General features: G+C 55.2%; 19 protein-coding genes and 1 pseudogene. 10 read left to right on the top strand and 10 right to left on the bottom strand.

Features of this window, described 5'->3' with window-relative positions:
* Positions 1-80: 80 nt before the first annotated feature.
* Genes ABSH60_RS22865 through ABSH60_RS22885 form a run of 5 tightly spaced genes read right to left on the bottom strand, consistent with a single transcriptional unit; the run spans position 81 to position 5,974 of the window.
* The gene (locus tag ABSH60_RS22865; protein ID WP_183849100.1) at positions 81-848 is read right to left on the bottom strand and encodes a FadR/GntR family transcriptional regulator; all 768 of its coding nucleotides are present in this window, start codon (positions 846-848) and stop codon (positions 81-83) included.
* A 16-nt stretch (positions 849-864) separates the two neighbouring features.
* A complete protein-coding gene (locus ABSH60_RS22870; RefSeq protein WP_122096663.1) occupies positions 865-1,650 on the bottom strand; it encodes an ATP-binding cassette domain-containing protein in 786 nt (261 codons plus the stop codon).
* Positions 1,647-3,443, bottom strand: coding sequence for an ABC transporter permease subunit (locus ABSH60_RS22875; RefSeq protein ID WP_390976359.1), 1,797 nt, complete (start codon positions 3,441-3,443; stop codon positions 1,647-1,649). The genes ABSH60_RS22870 and ABSH60_RS22875 overlap by 4 nt, the downstream gene beginning before the upstream one ends.
* Positions 3,440-4,387, bottom strand: coding sequence for an ABC transporter permease (locus tag ABSH60_RS22880; protein WP_122096661.1), 948 nt, complete (start codon positions 4,385-4,387; stop codon positions 3,440-3,442). Before ABSH60_RS22880 ends, ABSH60_RS22875 begins: the two co-directional genes overlap by 4 nt.
* Before the next feature lie 12 nt (positions 4,388-4,399).
* A complete protein-coding gene (locus tag ABSH60_RS22885) occupies positions 4,400-5,974 on the bottom strand; it encodes an ABC transporter substrate-binding protein (RefSeq protein WP_136376374.1) in 1,575 nt (524 codons plus the stop codon).
* Positions 5,975-6,117: 143 nt separating this feature from the next.
* Here ABSH60_RS22885 and ABSH60_RS22890 point away from each other — a divergent pair, with 143 nt between their 5' ends.
* From ABSH60_RS22890 to ABSH60_RS22910, 5 genes are all read left to right on the top strand, one after another.
* On the top strand, positions 6,118-6,771 hold the full coding sequence (locus ABSH60_RS22890) for a DUF1028 domain-containing protein (protein ID WP_390976361.1): 654 nt from the start codon (positions 6,118-6,120) through the stop codon (positions 6,769-6,771).
* A 232-nt stretch (positions 6,772-7,003) separates the two neighbouring features.
* Positions 7,004-7,243 carry a regulatory protein YcgZ gene (gene ycgZ, locus ABSH60_RS22895; protein WP_056773978.1) on the top strand — a complete coding sequence of 80 codons (240 nt, stop codon included), beginning with the start codon at positions 7,004-7,006 and terminating at the stop codon, positions 7,241-7,243.
* Between the two features lie 154 nt (positions 7,244-7,397).
* Entirely contained in the window at positions 7,398-7,721 is a 324-nt protein-coding gene (locus ABSH60_RS22900; protein ID WP_235533417.1) for a hypothetical protein, read from the top strand.
* Positions 7,722-7,737: 16 nt separating this feature from the next.
* Positions 7,738-8,037 (top strand): biofilm/acid-resistance regulator YmgB/AriR, encoded by a 300-nt coding sequence (locus ABSH60_RS22905; protein ID WP_371414322.1) that lies wholly within the window; start codon positions 7,738-7,740, stop codon positions 8,035-8,037.
* A gap of 27 nt (positions 8,038-8,064) precedes the next feature.
* Positions 8,065-8,322 (top strand): biofilm development regulator YmgB/AriR family protein, encoded by a 258-nt coding sequence (locus tag ABSH60_RS22910; protein WP_056773983.1) that lies wholly within the window; start codon positions 8,065-8,067, stop codon positions 8,320-8,322.
* A gap of 62 nt (positions 8,323-8,384) precedes the next feature.
* Here ABSH60_RS22910 and ABSH60_RS22915 read toward each other — a convergent pair whose 3' ends face one another.
* Both ABSH60_RS22915 and ABSH60_RS22920 read right to left on the bottom strand, forming a co-directional pair.
* Positions 8,385-9,626, bottom strand: coding sequence for an EAL domain-containing protein (locus ABSH60_RS22915; RefSeq protein ID WP_390976364.1), 1,242 nt, complete (start codon positions 9,624-9,626; stop codon positions 8,385-8,387).
* A 123-nt stretch (positions 9,627-9,749) separates the two neighbouring features.
* Positions 9,750-11,255, bottom strand: a complete 1,506-nt coding sequence (locus ABSH60_RS22920; protein ID WP_390976366.1) for an FAD-dependent monooxygenase — start codon at positions 11,253-11,255, stop codon at positions 9,750-9,752.
* A 56-nt stretch (positions 11,256-11,311) separates the two neighbouring features.
* Here ABSH60_RS22920 and ABSH60_RS22925 point away from each other — a divergent pair, with 56 nt between their 5' ends.
* From ABSH60_RS22925 to ABSH60_RS22935, 3 genes are all read left to right on the top strand, one after another.
* The gene (locus ABSH60_RS22925) at positions 11,312-11,806 is read left to right on the top strand and encodes a MarR family winged helix-turn-helix transcriptional regulator (RefSeq protein WP_235533420.1); all 495 of its coding nucleotides are present in this window, start codon (positions 11,312-11,314) and stop codon (positions 11,804-11,806) included.
* A complete protein-coding gene (locus ABSH60_RS22930; protein ID WP_122096656.1) occupies positions 11,803-12,087 on the top strand; it encodes a hypothetical protein in 285 nt (94 codons plus the stop codon). Before ABSH60_RS22925 ends, ABSH60_RS22930 begins: the two co-directional genes overlap by 4 nt.
* 326 nt (positions 12,088-12,413) lie before the next feature.
* A complete protein-coding gene (locus ABSH60_RS22935) occupies positions 12,414-13,967 on the top strand; it encodes a peptide MFS transporter (protein ID WP_217203736.1) in 1,554 nt (517 codons plus the stop codon).
* A 95-nt stretch (positions 13,968-14,062) separates the two neighbouring features.
* On the opposite strand, the gene ABSH60_RS22940 is transcribed toward ABSH60_RS22935, so the two are convergent.
* On the bottom strand, positions 14,063-14,581 hold the full coding sequence (locus tag ABSH60_RS22940) for a hypothetical protein (RefSeq protein ID WP_390976368.1): 519 nt from the start codon (positions 14,579-14,581) through the stop codon (positions 14,063-14,065).
* 207 nt (positions 14,582-14,788) lie between these two features.
* Between ABSH60_RS22940 and ABSH60_RS22945 the strand changes: the two are divergent.
* A pseudogene (locus tag ABSH60_RS22945) lies at positions 14,789-14,890 on the top strand (LysR family transcriptional regulator); the annotation flags it as partial.
* A gap of 58 nt (positions 14,891-14,948) precedes the next feature.
* Here the strand turns inward: ABSH60_RS22945 and ABSH60_RS22950 are convergent.
* The gene (locus ABSH60_RS22950) at positions 14,949-15,605 is read right to left on the bottom strand and encodes a TenA family protein (RefSeq protein ID WP_390976370.1); all 657 of its coding nucleotides are present in this window, start codon (positions 15,603-15,605) and stop codon (positions 14,949-14,951) included.
* Complete coding sequence (locus ABSH60_RS22955; RefSeq protein WP_390976372.1) at positions 15,605-16,450, bottom strand: BtpA/SgcQ family protein; 846 nt, start codon at positions 16,448-16,450, stop codon at positions 15,605-15,607. The genes ABSH60_RS22950 and ABSH60_RS22955 overlap by 1 nt, the downstream gene beginning before the upstream one ends.
* Positions 16,451-16,477: 27 nt before the next feature.
* On the opposite strand from ABSH60_RS22955, the gene ABSH60_RS22960 reads away from it, so the two are divergent.
* Complete coding sequence (locus ABSH60_RS22960) at positions 16,478-17,344, top strand: PfkB family carbohydrate kinase (RefSeq protein WP_390976374.1); 867 nt, start codon at positions 16,478-16,480, stop codon at positions 17,342-17,344.
* The last annotated feature ends 9 nt before the right edge of the window (positions 17,345-17,353 follow it).

Below are 17,353 nucleotides of genomic sequence, written 5' to 3' on the forward strand. Positions count from 1 at the left end.
GTATGAAAAAGCCGGTAGCATGAAAATGCTGCCGGCTTTTTTGTGTCTGCATGTCAGCCTGAAATCGTCTGATGACGGCCTCATCTCTCACTCAAAAAACGATCCTCCAGCGTGGCTTCTAAACCGAGCATGGCGTCTTCGGCGTGTTGCATATGTTCGGTCATGATCTGTTGTACTGCGTCGGCGTCCTGACGGCGCATGGCGTCGATCAGACGGTACTGATAATCGATACCGGCACGGCGCGCTACCGGTTCGGGGCGCTGGTAGATGTCTTTGCAAACGGCCAGATCTTTGAGCAGGCGTTGCAGGAAGTGGCAGATAAACGCCAGCAGGACGTTATCGGAGTAGCTGGCGACCACACCGTGGAAATCGAGTTCGGCCATACGCTGTTCCCAGCGTTCGTTTTCGTCGGCGGGTTCATGATCGTAGACCGCGATCAGCTGATGCAACTGCTCAAAGCCTTTGGCGTCGATATTGCCGATGGCGCTCACCGCCACCAGCGGCTCCAGCGCTTTACGCAGCGCGTAGATATTGCTGATGGAAAGCTGGCGCGTAAACAGATAATTGGACAGCAAACTCATGGCACGCGATTCGGTCATCGAATCGATAAACGCACCGCCACCGGGGCCGGTTTTGGTGCGGATCAGCCCCTGAACTTCAAGGGATTTCAGCGCCTCGCGCACCGTGCCTTTGCCCGCCGCGTAGCGGGTGATCAGGTCTTTTTCCTGCGGCAGACGGTCGCCCGGCAGCAGGTTTTCGCTGATGATGCTCTCTTTAATGGCATCGACGATTTCGTCGGTGCGCTTGCGGCGTACCGGTTCGGGCTGGTGTGACGTTTCAGTGCTCATACATCCCTTCATTGGCTCAAACCCTGGGCGCGCTGGCCAGCAGACGTTGGGTATAGTCGTGCTGAGGCGCGTTGAACAGCATGTCATTATCCGCGCATTCTACCAAATCTCCGTGATACATCACCGCCACGCGATCGGCTATCGACTCTACCACCGCTAAATCATGGCTGATAAACAGATAGGAGAGGCCGAAATCACGTTTAAGCTGATCGAGCAGCAATAACACCTGCGCCTGCACCGAGACATCCAGCGCGCTGACCGGCTCGTCGAGCACCAGTATGCGCGCCTCCGCCGCCAGTGCGCGGGCGATAGCCAGCCGCTGCGCCTGTCCGCCGGAAAACTCATGCGGATAACCGGTAAGGGCGTCCGCAGGCATCTGTACCGCGTCCATAAGCTCGCGCATCCGCGCCTGTCGCCGCGCGGCAGGGTAGCCGCACAGATAACGCAGCGGCACGTCCAGCGTATCCGCGATGGTTTTGCGCGGATTCAGTGAGGCCACCGGATCCTGAAACACATATTGGATCATCCGGCCAAAGGCTTTATCGCCGCGTTTACTGTGCGCCGACATCTCTTCGCCCATCAGTGTCACCGAGCCGGAGGTTGGCCGCTCCAGCCCGACCAGCATCCGCGCCAGCGTGCTTTTCCCGGAGCCACTTTCGCCCACCACCGCCAGCGTCTCGCCTTCGGCAAGATGGAAAGAGACACCTTTAACCGCTTCCACCTGATGTTTTTTACCGGAGAACCAGCCTGAACGGCTGCCGAAGGTTTTCACCAATCCGCTGACTTCAATGACATTGTTCATAGTGCCTCCGGCTGCGGTTTTTGTGTGGCATACAGTTCGCCGACCTGTTTAAGAAAACCGCGCCCCTGACCGAGTTTGGGCACGCTTGCGATCAGTCTGCGGGTGTAATCATGTTGCGGATCACGCAGCACCGAGCGGGTATCGCCGCTTTCCACGATTTCGCCGTTCCGCATTACCGCCACGCGGTCACAAATCTGCGCAATCACGCCGAAATCGTGAGTAATGAACAGCAGCGTCAGGCCGCGTTCGCGCCGTAACTGTTGCAGTAAATCGAGAATACGGGCCTGCACGGTGACATCCAGCGCGGTGGTCGGTTCATCGGCAATGATGATTTCCGGGTCATTCGCCAGCGCCATTGCGATGCCCACGCGCTGCCGCTGACCGCCTGACAACTGGTGTGGAAACGCATCAAAGCGCGCCGCGGCATCCTCAATGCCTACGCTGACCAGCAGCGACAGCGCTTTGTCTTTCGCTGCACGGTTTGGCATCGCCTGATGCGCCTGAATGGATTCGATGATCTGCGCACCAATGCTGAACTGCGGGTGCAGCGTGGTCAGCGGATCCTGGAAAATGTAGGCCACGCGCGCGCCACGCCTCTGTTGCAGCTGGCCTTGCGACAGCCCGAGCATCTCTTCTGCGCCGACATAAATGGCGCCTCCGGTGATTTCACCCGGCGGTGACGAGACCAGCCCCATCACCGACAGCGCGGTGACGCTTTTACCTGAGCCGCTTTCGCCAATCAGCCCCAAACATTCGCCTTTTGCCACGTGGAAGCTGACCCCTTTTACCGCCGCCACTGATTGCCGGCCTGAGCGGAAGCTGACCTGCAAATCCACCACTTCCAGCAGGGCGTCGCTTCCCTTTACGGCGGGCGGCACGGCGGAACGCGTTACGGTGGTCACCGCGCGGGCACGCAGCAAAATACCGGATTTAAGACGCGGATCCAGCAGATCGCGGATGCCGTCGCCGAGCAGGTTAAAACTCATCACCAGCAGGAAAATCATCAATCCCGGCACCACGGAGACGTGCGGCGCACTGAACATTTGCGCGCGCCCCTGACCGAGCATCGAGCCGAGATCTGCATTTGGCGGTTGCGTGCCCAGCCCGAGGAATGACAACCCGGCGGTTTCTAAAATCATCCAGCCGACGGTGGTCGACATGGTGACCACCACCACGGGCATCACGTTGGGCAGCACTTCGGTGAGCAAAATTTGCAGATGATTTTTACCGGACAGCCGCGCCGCCTGGATAAAGTCGCGCTGGCGCAGGCCGACGGTCAGCCCGCGAATGTTACGGGCGAAGAAGGGAATATTGACCACGGCGATGGCGTACAGCGCATTCAGCAGGCCGGGGCCGAGCACCGCGACGATCACCAGCGCCAGCAGGATGTAGGGGAAAGCCATCAGCATGTCGATCAGCCGCATCAGCAGGCTGTCGGTTTTGCCACCGGCGTACCCGGCAACCAGCCCGATCAGCGTCCCCAGCAGCGCGGCCAGCAGCGTGGCGCATATCCCGACCGCCAGCGACACCCGCGTTCCCCACAGCAGACGTGAAAGCATATCGCGCCCCAGCGGATCGGTTCCCAGCCAGTGGCCGGGCGAAAACGGGGGCAACAGCCGGTTAAGTAAATCCGTCGCGTCCGGATCAGGTATCGGCAACAGCGGGGCGGCGAGGGCAGCGGCCACGGCAATAACCAGCAGCGTCAGGCCGAGCGTTGCCAGGCGGTTAGCCAGCAGCAGCGCCCACAAAGACTGGCGGTAGCGCGGCGCGGGGGAAGTGATGGTCTGGCTCATGATTTTAACCTCGGGTCGAGAAGCGCCTGCAGAATGTCTGCGCACAGGTTGATCAATACATAGGCTGCAGCGGCGACCAGCACGCCGCCCTGAACCAGCAGCAGATCACGGGTGGCAACGGCTTTCACCATCATCGCGCCCAGCCCCGGCCACTGGAACACCGTCTCGATATACACTGCGCCGCCGAGCACGAAGCCTGCCTGAATGCCGATCACCGGGATAACCGACACCAGCGCCATCCGGAACGCATGCTTGTAAATCACTTTGCGTTCAGACAGCCCTTTGGCGCGGGCGGTACGGATAAAGTCCTGACGCAGCACTTCCAGCATCGCGGTGCGGGTAAGGCGGGCGATCACACCGGTGGCGACTATCGCCAGCGTCACGGCGGGCAGCGCCAGGTGGTGCAGCAGATCTGCCACGTCACCGCCGCCCCAGACCGCATACATCCCGGACGCCGGGAACCATTGCAGCTGCACGGCGAACAACATGATCATCAGCAAGCCTATCCAGAACGACGGCATAGAAATGCCCAGCAGCACCAGCAGCGTGATGATGCGGTCGCCCCAGCCGAACTGCCTGACCGCCGAGAAAATCCCTGCCAGCAGTCCCAGTACGGTGCTGAGTAACAGCGCGCAGCCGCCGAGCAGCAGCGTTGCACTGAAACGCTCCATCACTTCATCAATGACTGGCCGGTTCAGCACATAGGAGCGGCCAAAGTCGCCGTGCAGAATATTGCCCGCCCAGATCAGATATTGCTGATACAGCGGCTTGTTCAGCCCCAGCTCGCGGTTAATGCGCGCCACGTTTTCCGGCGTTGCCCAGGCACCCAACAGCGCCTGCGCCGGGTTCCCCGGAATCATCGCCATGATCAGAAAAACAATTAACGACAACCCGATAAACACCGGAATGGTCGAGAACAGCCTTTTAAGCACGTAACTCCCCATAAACATCTCCGATTACTGTTTGGTTACCCGGTTGAGCAACAGGTTGAAATTAGGTTGCAGCGCGAAATGCTGAATACGCGTGGAGGTCACGGCGTTCTGCTTCCAGTTAGCGACAAAAATCCAGGGGGCATCGTCGTGTACGCGCTGCTGTACTTCGCGGTAAAGGGCGGCGCGGGCGGCGGTGTCCGTGGTCAGACGGGCTTTCTGCAACAGGATGTCGACCTGCGGATTGCTGTAATACCCGGAGTTAAATCCGCCTTTTTTCGGCCAGGCGTCGGTGCGTAAGGTCAGGAACGGCAGGGTGTCCGGATCGTTGGTCATCCACGCCATTTCTGCCATCTGGGTATGGTTATCCAGACCGGCATTGACCTTCGACAGATAGGTATTCCACTCATAGGTTTGGATGGTCACCTTCAGCCCGACCGCTTTGAGATCCGCCTGAATGGCGGTCGCCATCGGAATAGGATCCAGCATGCCCGAACCTCCCTCAGTCACATAAAATGTCAGCGAGGCGCCTTCGGCACCGGCCGCTTTGAGCAGGGCGCGGGCTTTGGCGGGATCATAGGGATAAGGGGAAACGTCTTTGTTGGCGGCCCAGTTAAACGCGCGCGGGATCGGCCCGTCGGCGACGTCGGCTGAACCCTGCAAAATATTGTCAGCCAGCGACTGTTTGTTAACCGCATAATTCACCGCCTGACGCACGCGCACATCGTTAAACGGCGGTACCTGCGTATTGAGCATCACGTACCAGACGTGCGGGCCGGTGGTCTGATAGAGACGGAAGCGATTGCTTTTTTGCGCAAACAGTTTGACCGTATCGGGCGGCACTTCCACCATGGCGTCAATGCCGCCGGAAAGCATTTCCGCCACCCGCGTATTGCCGTCGGTAATCGGCCTGAACACCACGTTTTTGACCGCCGGTTTGCCATCCCAGTACGCGTCATTGGCCGTCAGCACCACCCGCTGATTGGCTTTCCACTCGGCAAAACGAAACGCACCGGTCCCCACCGGATGGCGGCCTGCGTCTTTACCGTACTTTTTCACTGCCTCCGGCGAAACAATCAGGCCGGTCGGCGTGGCGAGGTTGGAAAGAAAAGGCGAGAAGGGCTCTTTCAGCGTGAACACCACCGTGTTTTCGTCGGGTGTGTCGATGGAGTTAATCGACGAGAAGAAGAACGACAGCGGGAACGGGCCGGTGTTGTGCCACGGATTTTTATCATCCAGCATCCGGTCGAAAGTGAATTTCACCGCGGCGGCATTAAACGGTGTGCCATCCTGAAACGAAACCCCTTCACGCAGATGAAAACGGTACGTCAGGCCATCGGGGCTGATTTCCCAGCGGGTGGCGAGCGCGGGTTCAATATCCAGCTTGCCTTCGCCGTTACGCACCAGCCCGTCGAAGATATTCACCAGAATGCGGGAATCGTTGGCCGCCGTGGCGACCTGCGGATCCAGAGACTGCGGCTCCGCCACCTGACCGATTAACAGCGCATCCGCCGGGGTTTTCGCCTGCACCGAAGCCTGCCACGACAGTGTGCCAAGACAAAGACAGAGCGGGATAACTAACGTTCGCAAAGCTGGCAGCATATCGACCTCGTCGCGTTGTAAAGCCTGTGATGAACACCTTTTTGGGAAATCAGGCGTTGTCCTGTTTATTATTTATGCGTATAAATAAACTGAATTGCAATAATTTATACGCATAAATTTAACCAGACCGTCACGGAGTATTTATGACCTTTTCGATCGTCGCGCGCGATCCGCTCTCAGGGGCGCTGGGCGTCGCTACCGCCACCGCCGGTCCGGCAGTGGGGGCGCTGGTAGTTCACGGGCGGGCGCAGTGCGGCGCGATTGCCACCCAGGCTATGACCAACCCGCTCTACGGCGGGCAGGGGCTGGCGCTGTTGCAGCAAGGTGAAGACGCGGCCAGTGCGCTGAACATGATCCTTGAAAACGATGCCGACGCGGCCAAAAGGCAGGTGCTGATCGTCGACAGTCAGGGCCGCTGTGCACGCTGGAGCGGCGCCCAGTGCGGTGGCTGGGCGGGAAGCCTTGAAGGAACGGGGTGCGTGGTCGGTGGCAATTTACTGACGGGGGCGAAAACGCTGGAGGCGATGCTGGCCACTTATCAGGACAGTGACGGCTTGCCTCTCGCCGATCGCCTGCTGGCGGCGATGAACGCCGGAGCGGCCGCAGGCGGTGATCGTCGCGGGCTGAAATCCGCTGCGCTGAAAGTCTGGTGCGACCGGCAGTATGCCAGCGTCGATTTGCGCGCCGACTGGTCGGATTCACCGCTGGAGATGCTGGCGGAAATCCTGCAACAAACCCGCGCGCCCGCGCATGCAGACTTTTTCGCCGCACTGCCGAAAGGGCAATCAGGCGGTTAAATCGATACAAGGATCGTAGCAAAGACAGGTGACGCTTTTTTACACGGAAACGGCTTTGCAGAAAAATCCGGGAAACACATAAATTTCAGCCAGTTATGACAATACTGTTGCCAGATAGTTTCATTGCTAGCTTTTTTTTCCTAAAATACCTGTACAACTTTGCATATCTTGTATAACTTTATGGTCACACCAGCAATTATTATTCACACACGTATTAACATAAGGGTTAATCATGCGACAGAATAAACTCAATCCATCGTCTTCTGACACATTTTCTTCACTGTACACTCAGGTTTTTTCTGAGGAAGAAACGATGGGCCGCGTTGTCGTTGAAATTCTGGAAGCAGGCAAAAACCTGAATCGCAAAGCCTTATGTTCCAAGCTTTTAAGCCGCGTGGAAATGGCCGGAAGCGAAGCGGAGGAGAAGCATTATATGAAGCTTATCCACCTGGTACTTGAACGTGATTCTTAATGTCGGGCAGTTATTTTATTAAGTAAAGATTGGTTATATTAGCTATTCAGTTCGACATATTATGCGGGCCTGATTTATTCATCGCCTTAAAACCCTTTACCGCTTACGGCGCAAGGTAATAACTCTGAACCTGAAGCTAATCTGCCGAGGCCTTATGGCCGGCGTAAATTCAGAGGCTGATAATATGTACAGAAGTAACGAAGAAAAATTGACGGACAAACTGATAGGTGAGGCCGTTGTTTCTTTGCTTAAAAGCAAAAAACAAATATCGACCGATAAACTCATTGCGCAATTACAGTATATGGCTGTAAGTGCGGATTCCATTAACCGAAAAAGTGCGTGCGAACAGGTTATTAACGAGATTCGCCATAACATTGCGCAAAAGCGCGGGCAAATCAGTTATGAGGTTCGTGACGTCGACAATGTTCGACACTTTTTCAACGCTGAAGGGCCGTCCGATGACAAGAAAAAACATTGAGCCATCTGATTCTGTTATGACTCATTACAACGAAACGATGCCCTCAAACCACTCTCATTCGATGATTGATTCAGCCAGTCATACGGTGATGTATAAACATTTCGAGAAAGCCGGTGAACTTTACTCCAGCGAAACCGAAGTGCTGGGTGCGGCAATTCGCCTTATTCTGGCAAGCAACGGTGTGGTGACGAATAAAGCCATCATTTTGCACCTGATTAATCAGCTCGAAAGTACATCCGATATCGTGCAACTGGATGTTCTGCGTAAAACCCTGGAATTAGTGGTGGGATACACCCCTGATGATTCCGGTTTTTAATTAAACTCAGTGACGGAGAGTATTAAAATGCAAGACGTGTCTTATACTCATGTGAAATTGGCTGATTATATTCTGACGGAAGATCCTGAGCTTCTGGTGGGTAATGAAACAGTCATCCGTATCTACAATACGTTAAAAAGCCAGACAGGGCATGTCACCCACAAAGATATTATTCTTTGTCTGATTCAGAAGATTGAACAGGAAAGTGACGCGGATAAGCAGGATGTTTATTTAGAAGCGCTGGAATATGTGGTTTACCGCACCTCGGACGATGATATTGAATAAGCGTTCCCGGACATGTTTTGTCAGTCCTGATGCAGGGACGTGTTTCCACGACCCTGCATGTCTTAAAAATTCTGATTGAGTAACTGATCTTCCTGCAAAATTTCAGGCCAGGCGACCACCGGCAGGGCATTAACCCGTGGCGTGGTAAACAACTCACCCTGAAAATTACATATCCCTGCGGCATCCAGCCACATCCATTCTTCCGGTTTTTCCACACCGGTCGCAATCACCGATATCTCGAGTGAAGAACAGAACCTGATGATCGCCTGCACAACCGCTTGCTTCGGCCCGCTGGTGTGAACGTCGCAGATGATATTACGGTCAATCATGATGCTGTCAGGCTGGCACTGCGTCAGCAGCAATAACCCCGCCGATCCCGCACCAAAATCATCAATCGCCAGACGCATTCCCGAGGCTTTCAGCTGTTTCATTGCTGCGGTGAATTTATCTTCGCGGGTAATGACACCGTTCTCGGTGATCGCAACGACAATCTGCTCCGGCACCAGACCGTTTGCCGTGATTTCCTGAATCAGAAACTCAACGGCACCGGGCACCATCACCAGCGTCATGGGCAGGAGTTTGACCGTCAGCGTTTTGCTGTTCAGACCCATCTGATTGGCCAGCGCGAAGGCCAGCTTTTTAGATTTAAGATCTGCTTCATAAATGGTCATGCGCGAAAGCTTAGAGAAATAGCCCATCGGCGAACCACCGTCCGGCCCGCGCAAGGTCGCCTCGTACGAAATGATCTCACGGCTCAGCGGATCAATAATCGGCTGGAACGCAAAGCTGTAGTCCTGCATTTCCGGAAAGATAAATTCTACTTCAGCTTCCGGCTGTTCTTCAGGCAGAAACGACCAGGTGCCCGCAGGAAGAATTTCGAGATAATTCTCCTTTTCACGCGCCTGCACAAAAGTGCATAAGAACTGCAATGCGCGGTCATCATAGGTCAGCTGATATTTCGACGTTCCCTTATCCAGCACCGCCTGAAGCACCACATCTTCATGATGAGATCGCAGATCAAAAAGTTCCATACCGACATTACCGAACCGCCGGGAATGCGCATAATCTCGCATCAGTTCGACGACGTTATGGTGCCGGCGGTCCTGACTGATGGTGTAATAAAGCGCATCGACCGCGTCTTCGGGACCTTCCAGCAACTGGAAGAAATGCGTTCCGTCAAAAAGCAGGATACCGGTGATACCTGACAGTTCATTCTTTAAACTCGCTTGTGTCACCAACCCCGCAAGGGAGGCGGACTGAACATGCTCGCTGACATGACTGCGATAAACGAGGGTTAACAGCATTCGATCTTCCAGTGTGAATCTTCTCAGAAGCGACACAATATCAGATAAATTTTTGTTATGGAAAATTCTTGATCAATCAGATTTTCTTAACTTTTATTTTGCAAATGTCTGCCCATCCGTCTGTTAATGCTTTCCCTGATGGGTCAAAAACTTAGCGAAATACTCTTCGGGAAACGCGCTATTTTTCGCCGTCACGATGGCGGCAATATACCCGTCAGGGCGGACCAGCAAAACTTCACCCGCAACAAGATCGTACGCCTGATTAAATTCACCCCATTCATCCGTCAGATCACCGCCCGCGCCCAGTATATGCAGGTGTACGCCGGGGAGAGGGGCGATCTGCCCGGCAGGGATTTCCACGCCGAGTAACGTCCAGTGGGTTCCTTTTAGCAGATCAAACAGCCGTACGCTTTCGCCGGATGCACGGCGAACCCGCGCATCCGGCGCACGGTCACCGGCGAGGAGGGTGCGCTGACGCCCCGTGTCTTCCTGCGCAAGGGAAGAACCGGCGTAGCCGATATCCAGCTGATGCACTTCGCGACCGCGCCGCATGTCACCGCGTTTCTGCGCTTCCAGAAGGTGCGTCGCCAGCCCGAGCATCCCCGCCGCGACAGGCCTGCGTTCCTCCTCATAGGTATCGAGCAGGGCATCCGGCGCGCCACCGGCAACGGCTGCCAGTTTCCAGCCAAGATTATAAGCATCCTGCACGCTGGTATTGAGCCCCTGTCCGCCGGTTGGCGGGTGAACGTGAGCCGCATCGCCGACCAGAAAAATACGGCCAACGCGATACTGCTCTGCCAGCCGCGCATTCATGTTGTAGGCCGATGCCCAGGAAACTGACCGGATACGAATATCACTGCGCCCGGTGCGTTCTGCGACGAGGGCATCTAACCCTTCGGCGGTTAAATCAATCTCGCCCTGAGCAGGTACCGGCCCCTGCACCTGAAACAGGGCGGTGCCGGCGAGCGGGCAAAGCATTATTTGTCGCGCCATATCGCCCTGATGAAAACAGTGCCAGGCATCGCGCGTTAATCCGCTGAGCGTGACATCGGCGACGATCGCCCGCACCCCGAGCGTTTTACCGGGGAAGGGAATGTCCAGCGCCTGCCGTATCCTGCTGCGGCCACCGTCAGCCGCGACCAGCCAGCGTGCAGACAGCGTTCTTTCCTGCGTATCGCTGATGACTTTTGCAATTACGCCCTGTGCATTTTGTTCAACACTGAGCAGTTCGCAGCCAAATTCAGGCTGATGCCCCAGCCCGAGTAACCGTTCGCGCATGATCCGTTCGGTCATAAACTGCGGCACCATCAGCGGGTGCGGATAAGGCTCAGCAGGCGTCGGCGGTGCGTGCTCAATCACCTCCTCATCGCGGTAGCCGCCCCCTTCAGCGTAATGGCGCATAGGCGGATAAACGCCTCCCGCGGCCGCGATCTGTTCGAGAATACCCAGATCCTCGAATATCTCCAGGGTACGTGGCTGAATGCCTTTGCCCCTGGACCCACCGAACGGCGCCGGGCTCTTTTCAATCAGATGAAAGGCAATACCCCGGCGCGCCAGTTCGATAGCCAGTGTTAAACCTGCCGCGCCCGCGCCGCAAATCAGCACATCTGTCTTTAATATTTTTTCCATCGCTCACCTCTTATGTGTAATATGCACACATTAGTCAGAGGGGAAGACCATTGTCAATTAAAAACGTGCAAAATACACATATTGAAGAAACGCTCCGTGAACTGCACGGGGCGTTACTGGAAATCGTCGGCGTCATGAACCGCCCGCAGCGTGACGAAGCCATGATCCGGGAAGCCGGTATCGCGCTGGATCGTGCACTGTTTCCGCTGTTAGTGCTGGTGGAACGGCTCGGCCCGATCGGCGTTGTCGAGCTGGCAGACAGAGTGGGGCGCGACTACACCACCGTCAGCAGGCAGGTGGCTAAAATGGAAACGCTCGGGCTTATCACCCGGCAGGCCAATGCCAGCGACCGCCGCGTGCGCGAAGCCGTTGTGACTGCGCAAGGCAAAGCCATGACCGCACGCATCGATGAGGCGCGCAACAGAATTGCTCAGGGTATTTTCTCCCGCTGGGAAAACGAGGATATTGTCGGACTGGCGCGACTGATGCGCAGATTTGCTGACGACATAAAAGACGAAGCGCCGGTCAATACACAGGATCAACCGTCATGAACAATACAAACTGGCATTGGGGAACGCAGTTTCAACTGAATAGCATCGTGGTATTCACGGTGTTGCTGCTGATTGTCGCCACATTGTGGATACGGCTTTACCGGCACACGCGGGAATGGTTAAAGAGCGCCAGACCCGGCGACCCGCAGCGGGCGGCTCCCTCTAAAACAACACTGTTACGCGGCTACGGCAGAACACAGCTTTTCGGGGAAAGCGTTGTGGCAATTCTCGTCACGCTTGTGGTGTTTGCGCTGATGCTGAACCTGAGCGGAGGGTGGTGAGATTGAAAGCAGCCACCGGAGTGGCTGCTTTTTGCGTTTCAGTTTTTCAGGAAAAGTCACTCGTTGAAAGAAAATCACCCACATGAATACGTGATAATTAGACTATTCATCGCATTTATACCTATTCCGTACGCAAAATAACCGCCGTAACGTCTTTAAAAGTGGACAATCGTCGACTTTTCATCTTAAAGTCCTGCCCTCAGCGCCAAACAATACCCGTATTCAGCAATGATCTTAACCTGCTGAGTCTTCAAGAGCGGCTGCATGACAGCCGCCGGACAGGGCGCTTTGCACACACATTCCGACCGACTTTCTCTGGAGAATTTATGCATTCCTCTGTTAACAAAAACGAGAGCCGAACCTTTTTCGGCCATCCATATCCGCTGGGTTCACTGTTTTTCACTGAGATGTGGGAGCGGTTCTCGTTTTACGGGATTCGCCCTTTACTGATTCTGTTTATGGCCGCCACGGTTTACGACGGCGGCATGGGGCTGGCGCGGGAAAGCGCGTCGGCCATCGTCGGTATCTTTGCAGGCTGTATGTATCTCGCGGCGTTGCCGGGTGGCTGGCTGGCGGATAACTGGCTCGGGCAGCAGAGAGCGGTGTGGTACGGTTCGATTCTTATCGCGCTCGGGCACTTGTCCATCGCATTATCCGCTGTGCTGGGCGACAACCTGTTCTTTATCGGCCTGATGTTTATCGTGCTCGGCTCCGGTCTGTTCAAGACCTGTATCTCGGTCATGGTCGGCACGCTGTATAAAAAAGGGGATGCGCGTCGCGACGGCGGTTTTTCGCTGTTCTATATGGGCATCAACATGGGCTCCTTTATCGCGCCGCTGATTTCCGGCTGGCTGATTAAAACCCACGGCTGGCACTGGGGCTTTGGTATCGGTGGTATCGGTATGCTGGTGGCCCTGATTATCTTCCGCGTTTACGCCGTTCCGGCAATGAAACGTTACGACAGCGAAGTCGGGCTGGATTCCACCTGGAACAATCCGGTGGCGAAGAAAAAGGGTGTTGGCGGCTGGCTGCTGGCACTGGCGGCAGGTGTGGTTGTCGTGGTGACGCTGATCGCGCAGGGCGTGATTGTGATCAACCCGGTCGCCGTCGCCAGTACGCTGGTGTACGTGATCGCTGCTTCGGTCATCCTCTATTTTGTCTATCTTTTCTTGTTTGCCGGTCTTAACCGCAAAGAACGGGCGCGCCTGCTGGTGTGCTTCATCCTGCTGGTTTCCGCCGCTTTCTTCTGGTCTGCGTTTGAGCAGAAACCGACCTCGTTTAACCTGTTTGCGAACGACTATACCAACCGCATGATCGGCGATTTTGAGATCCCTGCCGTCTGGTTCCAGTCCATCAATGCGCTGTTTATCATTCTGCTGGCACCGGTATTTAGCTGGGCATGGCCAATGCTGGCACGGAAAAAAGTGCGTCCAAGCAGCATCACTAAGTTCATCATCGGCATTCTGTGTGCGGCGGCGGGCTTTGGGATCATGATGCTGGCGGCGCAAAACGTGCTGAACAACGGCGGAGCAGGGGTGTCACCGTTGTGGCTGGTGGGCAGTATTCTGATGCTGACGCTGGGTGAACTCTGTCTCAGCCCGATTGGGCTGGCGACCATGACGCTGCTGGCGCCGGAAAGAATGCGTGGTCAGATGATGGGGCTGTGGTTCTGCGCCAGCGCGCTGGGTAACCTCGCTGCAGGTTTGATTGGCGGCCACGTCAAAGCCGACCAACTGGACATGCTGCCGAATCTCTTCGCGCGTTGTTCCATCGCATTGCTTATCTGCGCTGCGGTGCTGTTCCTGCTGATCATCCCTGTCCGACGGATGCTGGAAAATGCCGACGTTAAGACCGGGCAAAAACCTGTCAGCCATGCCTGAGGCGTTAACGCTGTTGCGCGCAAATAGCCGCTCAATAAGGTAATCCTTCACTGAGGCAGATCGAAAGATTTGCCTCAGTCATTTCCGGCCAGCCCCTACCTGAAACTCCACTGCACGCTGATGACAAAAACAGACGGAATAATGATCCCGCTTTCCACGCCGAAATAGTCGGTGAAGTTGTATTGAATGGCGTGATAGATGTAAGGGGAGAAGCCAATGCCGGAGACTTTCTTAAAATCGTTGTAAGAGCCATGGTCACCGCAATCCTTGAAGGCATTAAAAAAGAACTCGCCGGTATAACCATAAACGCCTTTGAACACCCACCCCGACTCCCCGGATGCCCAGTCCCTTCTCAGCCCCATCGCGATACAGCGATCGCCAAAACTGTTATCCATCGTGCCCAGCAGGGCGCTGTATTTGGAGTCTTCTGAGAATTTTCTTTCAACGGACATGAATTTATTGTCGAAAAACTCATTGTATTGCCCGTAGTTACCGGTCAGATGGTAGACGAACGAACCGGTGTTGAAAGAGTATAAATTGATTTCGCCCGCGTGGATCCCGACGGTAACGACCAGTAAGAACAAACAGAAAATCTGGCTAATGTTTTTTAGCATGTTGAATAATCTCTTTGATTACTAAGGCGTAATTTTTTACGTGCGGTAACGTCCACGGGTGTAATAGATCGCACACTTATTATTTTAAGACAGGATGGAATTTTGTCCAAAACGGGCGGGAAGACGAGGAGATGAGTCACTTAACGAAGGGGCTGGAGCACTGTGCCGGAGACGGAGAATACAGCGCAAAAATCCTTAAAGACCACTCCCGTATCCATTTTGTACCCTGACCGGCGCTACCTTTCACCGAAAGTCCGGGTATTTATCGACTGGTTCGCGGATGTCTTTGAAAAGAAGTATCAGTCTTAAAGGCGATGATGTGGCCGCATCCATGCGGCTTTTTTGCGACAGAAGCTTTCGTTTCAGCTTAACCAGCGGGTTTATCCCAATACGCTGCACTGTGAAAATCAATCTCCCACGTCAGCACCTGGCAGTATAACGCGGAAAGCGCTTGCTGCTGCGCGGTACTCAACGTTTCGGCACAGCGGTCCAGCTCCGTTTTCAGCCAGCATGCCTGCTGATAAAACGACTCTTCGGCATGCAGTTCCACCCAGCGGCGGAGATCCTCATCAATCTGCGTTTTCTCACTCACGCGTTTGCACCAGGCGTAGTACATCCATTCCGCGCCAAACATCAGCGTGATGATTTCTTCATAGCTGCCACGCTGCGCCACGCTGAGCATGTTGTCGCTGAAGTTTCTCACGCCGGGAAGATCGTCGGGATACTCTGCCGGGTTCACCTGCCGCTTTGCCAGTACGGTTTCAAACCAGGCGATCTGCGTATCCACCAGCGCGTTCAGCACTCCAATCAGCCAGCGTTGCGGGCGGAGATGCGGTGCTTTACTGATGCCTAGTGCAAAGATAGCAATCGCCGTGGCGACAAACTGACCTTCGAAAACCAGATAACGGTTAAACACAGCGGCGGGAAGCGTATCGCGCTCAATGTCGCAGACAAACGGATGTTGCTGCATCCTTTGCCACACATTGTGATGGTCGCGCAAAAGCCGGTCGGTGAAGGTTTCCATCACTCATCCTCCAGCACGGCACGTGCGGCTTCCATGAAATGTTTCACCCGTGCCAGTTCGACGTCATTCCACCACACGCCGTCCACTTTTAATGCGCTGGCGACGATCACACCCTGAGTGCGGGTGAGGATTTCCCCGACGTTGTCCGGCGTAACGCCCGAACCCACCAGCAGAGGCAACTCGGTCGCGCTGCGGATTTCGTCGATCTCGCTCAGGGTGGCGGTATCTCCGGTGCGCTGACCGGTGGCGATCACTGCATCCGCCTCGAAGAAATCGACGTCCCGCGTCAGCTCTTTGATGGAGCGGTCTGCGACGATCGCGTGGCTGCCGTGTTTGACGTGGCTGTCAGCAAAAACGCGGATATGCTCGGCACGCAGCAAGCTGCGATAGCGTAACGCTTTTGCCGCTGCGCCTTCGATGAAACCTTCGTTGGCGATATACGCGTTTGCCCACTGGTTGACGCGCACGAAATCGGCTCCACCGGAGAGCGCGGTTGCCAGCGCGGGGATCGCGGCATTCGCCAGCACGTTGATGCCCAGCGGCACATCAAAGCGGGTGCGGATGCGGTCGGTGATTACCGCCATCAGCGCGGAAGTTTCAGGGCCGATATCTTCGGGTTTGGAAAAAGGAATATCGCCGTGGTTTTCAATAATCAGACCATGCACACCGCCGGAAATATAATTATCAGCATCTCGCAGTGCGCGCTCAATAATATCGCTGATTGATTTACCGCTGTATTTTGGTGTGCCAGGGAAAGGGTCGCAATGAATAACACCAATCACGGCTTTCTTACGTGAAAAAATAGCTTGTATTGCGTTAACTTTTTCTGCTGATATAGAAACCATCTTATTCATCCTGTTCAAGGAAACACTATGCGTGTTTATGTTATCGGTAATATTACTGTCGATGAAAACTGGGCGATTGCCGATATTCCCACAAAAGGCTCATCCATTCATGGAAATAAAGTCTCGCAAGACATTGGCGGAAAGGGGGCTAATCAGGCAATCCTGCTTTCCCGCTGTGGAATAAACACCACCTTAATTGCCGCTATGGGAAATGACGTCAATGGCCGCTGGATGGCGGAAAAAATTCGTCACGAAACCCTGCGTCATTTACCCGTCTCTTTTTCTCCCTGTAACAGCGATATGTCGCTGATATTTAATTGTGCCGATGGCGACAATGCCATTATTACTACCACCACAGCAGCGGATTCCCTCACCGCAGAAGCCATCACTCTGGCGCTGGCAGATGCCGTGCCCGGCGACATGATGCTGATGCAGGGTAACTTCTCCTTTGAGAAAACCCGCCATCTGTTCCGGCTGGCGAGAGCACGCGGCATGACCACTGTGTTCAACCCATCCCCGGTGAAACCTGACTTCTGCCACCTCTGGCCGTGGGTAGATATCGCGGTGCTCAACCAGCTGGAGGCGGAGGAATTGCACCCCACAGGCGTCACAAATCTGGTGATAACCCAGGGGGCGCAGGGTGCCACACTGCTCACGGATACTCAGCAAACGTTTTGTCCGGCCGCGGTGACTCAGGCGGTGGATACCACCGGTGCCGGCGATACCTTTCTGGCCGTGATGCTGGCCTCATCGCTGCTGCGCAACAGCGGCATTGATGAACTGTCACTGACACACGCCAGCCAGGCCGCCGCCATTACCGTCAGCCGCTGGGGTACCTACAGCGCGTTCCCCACCTGTGCCGAACTGCACACCTTACTGAACCCTGCCGTCTGAAACGCCAGC

It is taken from the genome of Rahnella sp. R3(2024), assembly GCF_042920125.1.
Taxonomy (GTDB): Bacteria; Pseudomonadota; Gammaproteobacteria; order Enterobacterales; family Enterobacteriaceae; genus Rahnella; species Rahnella rivi.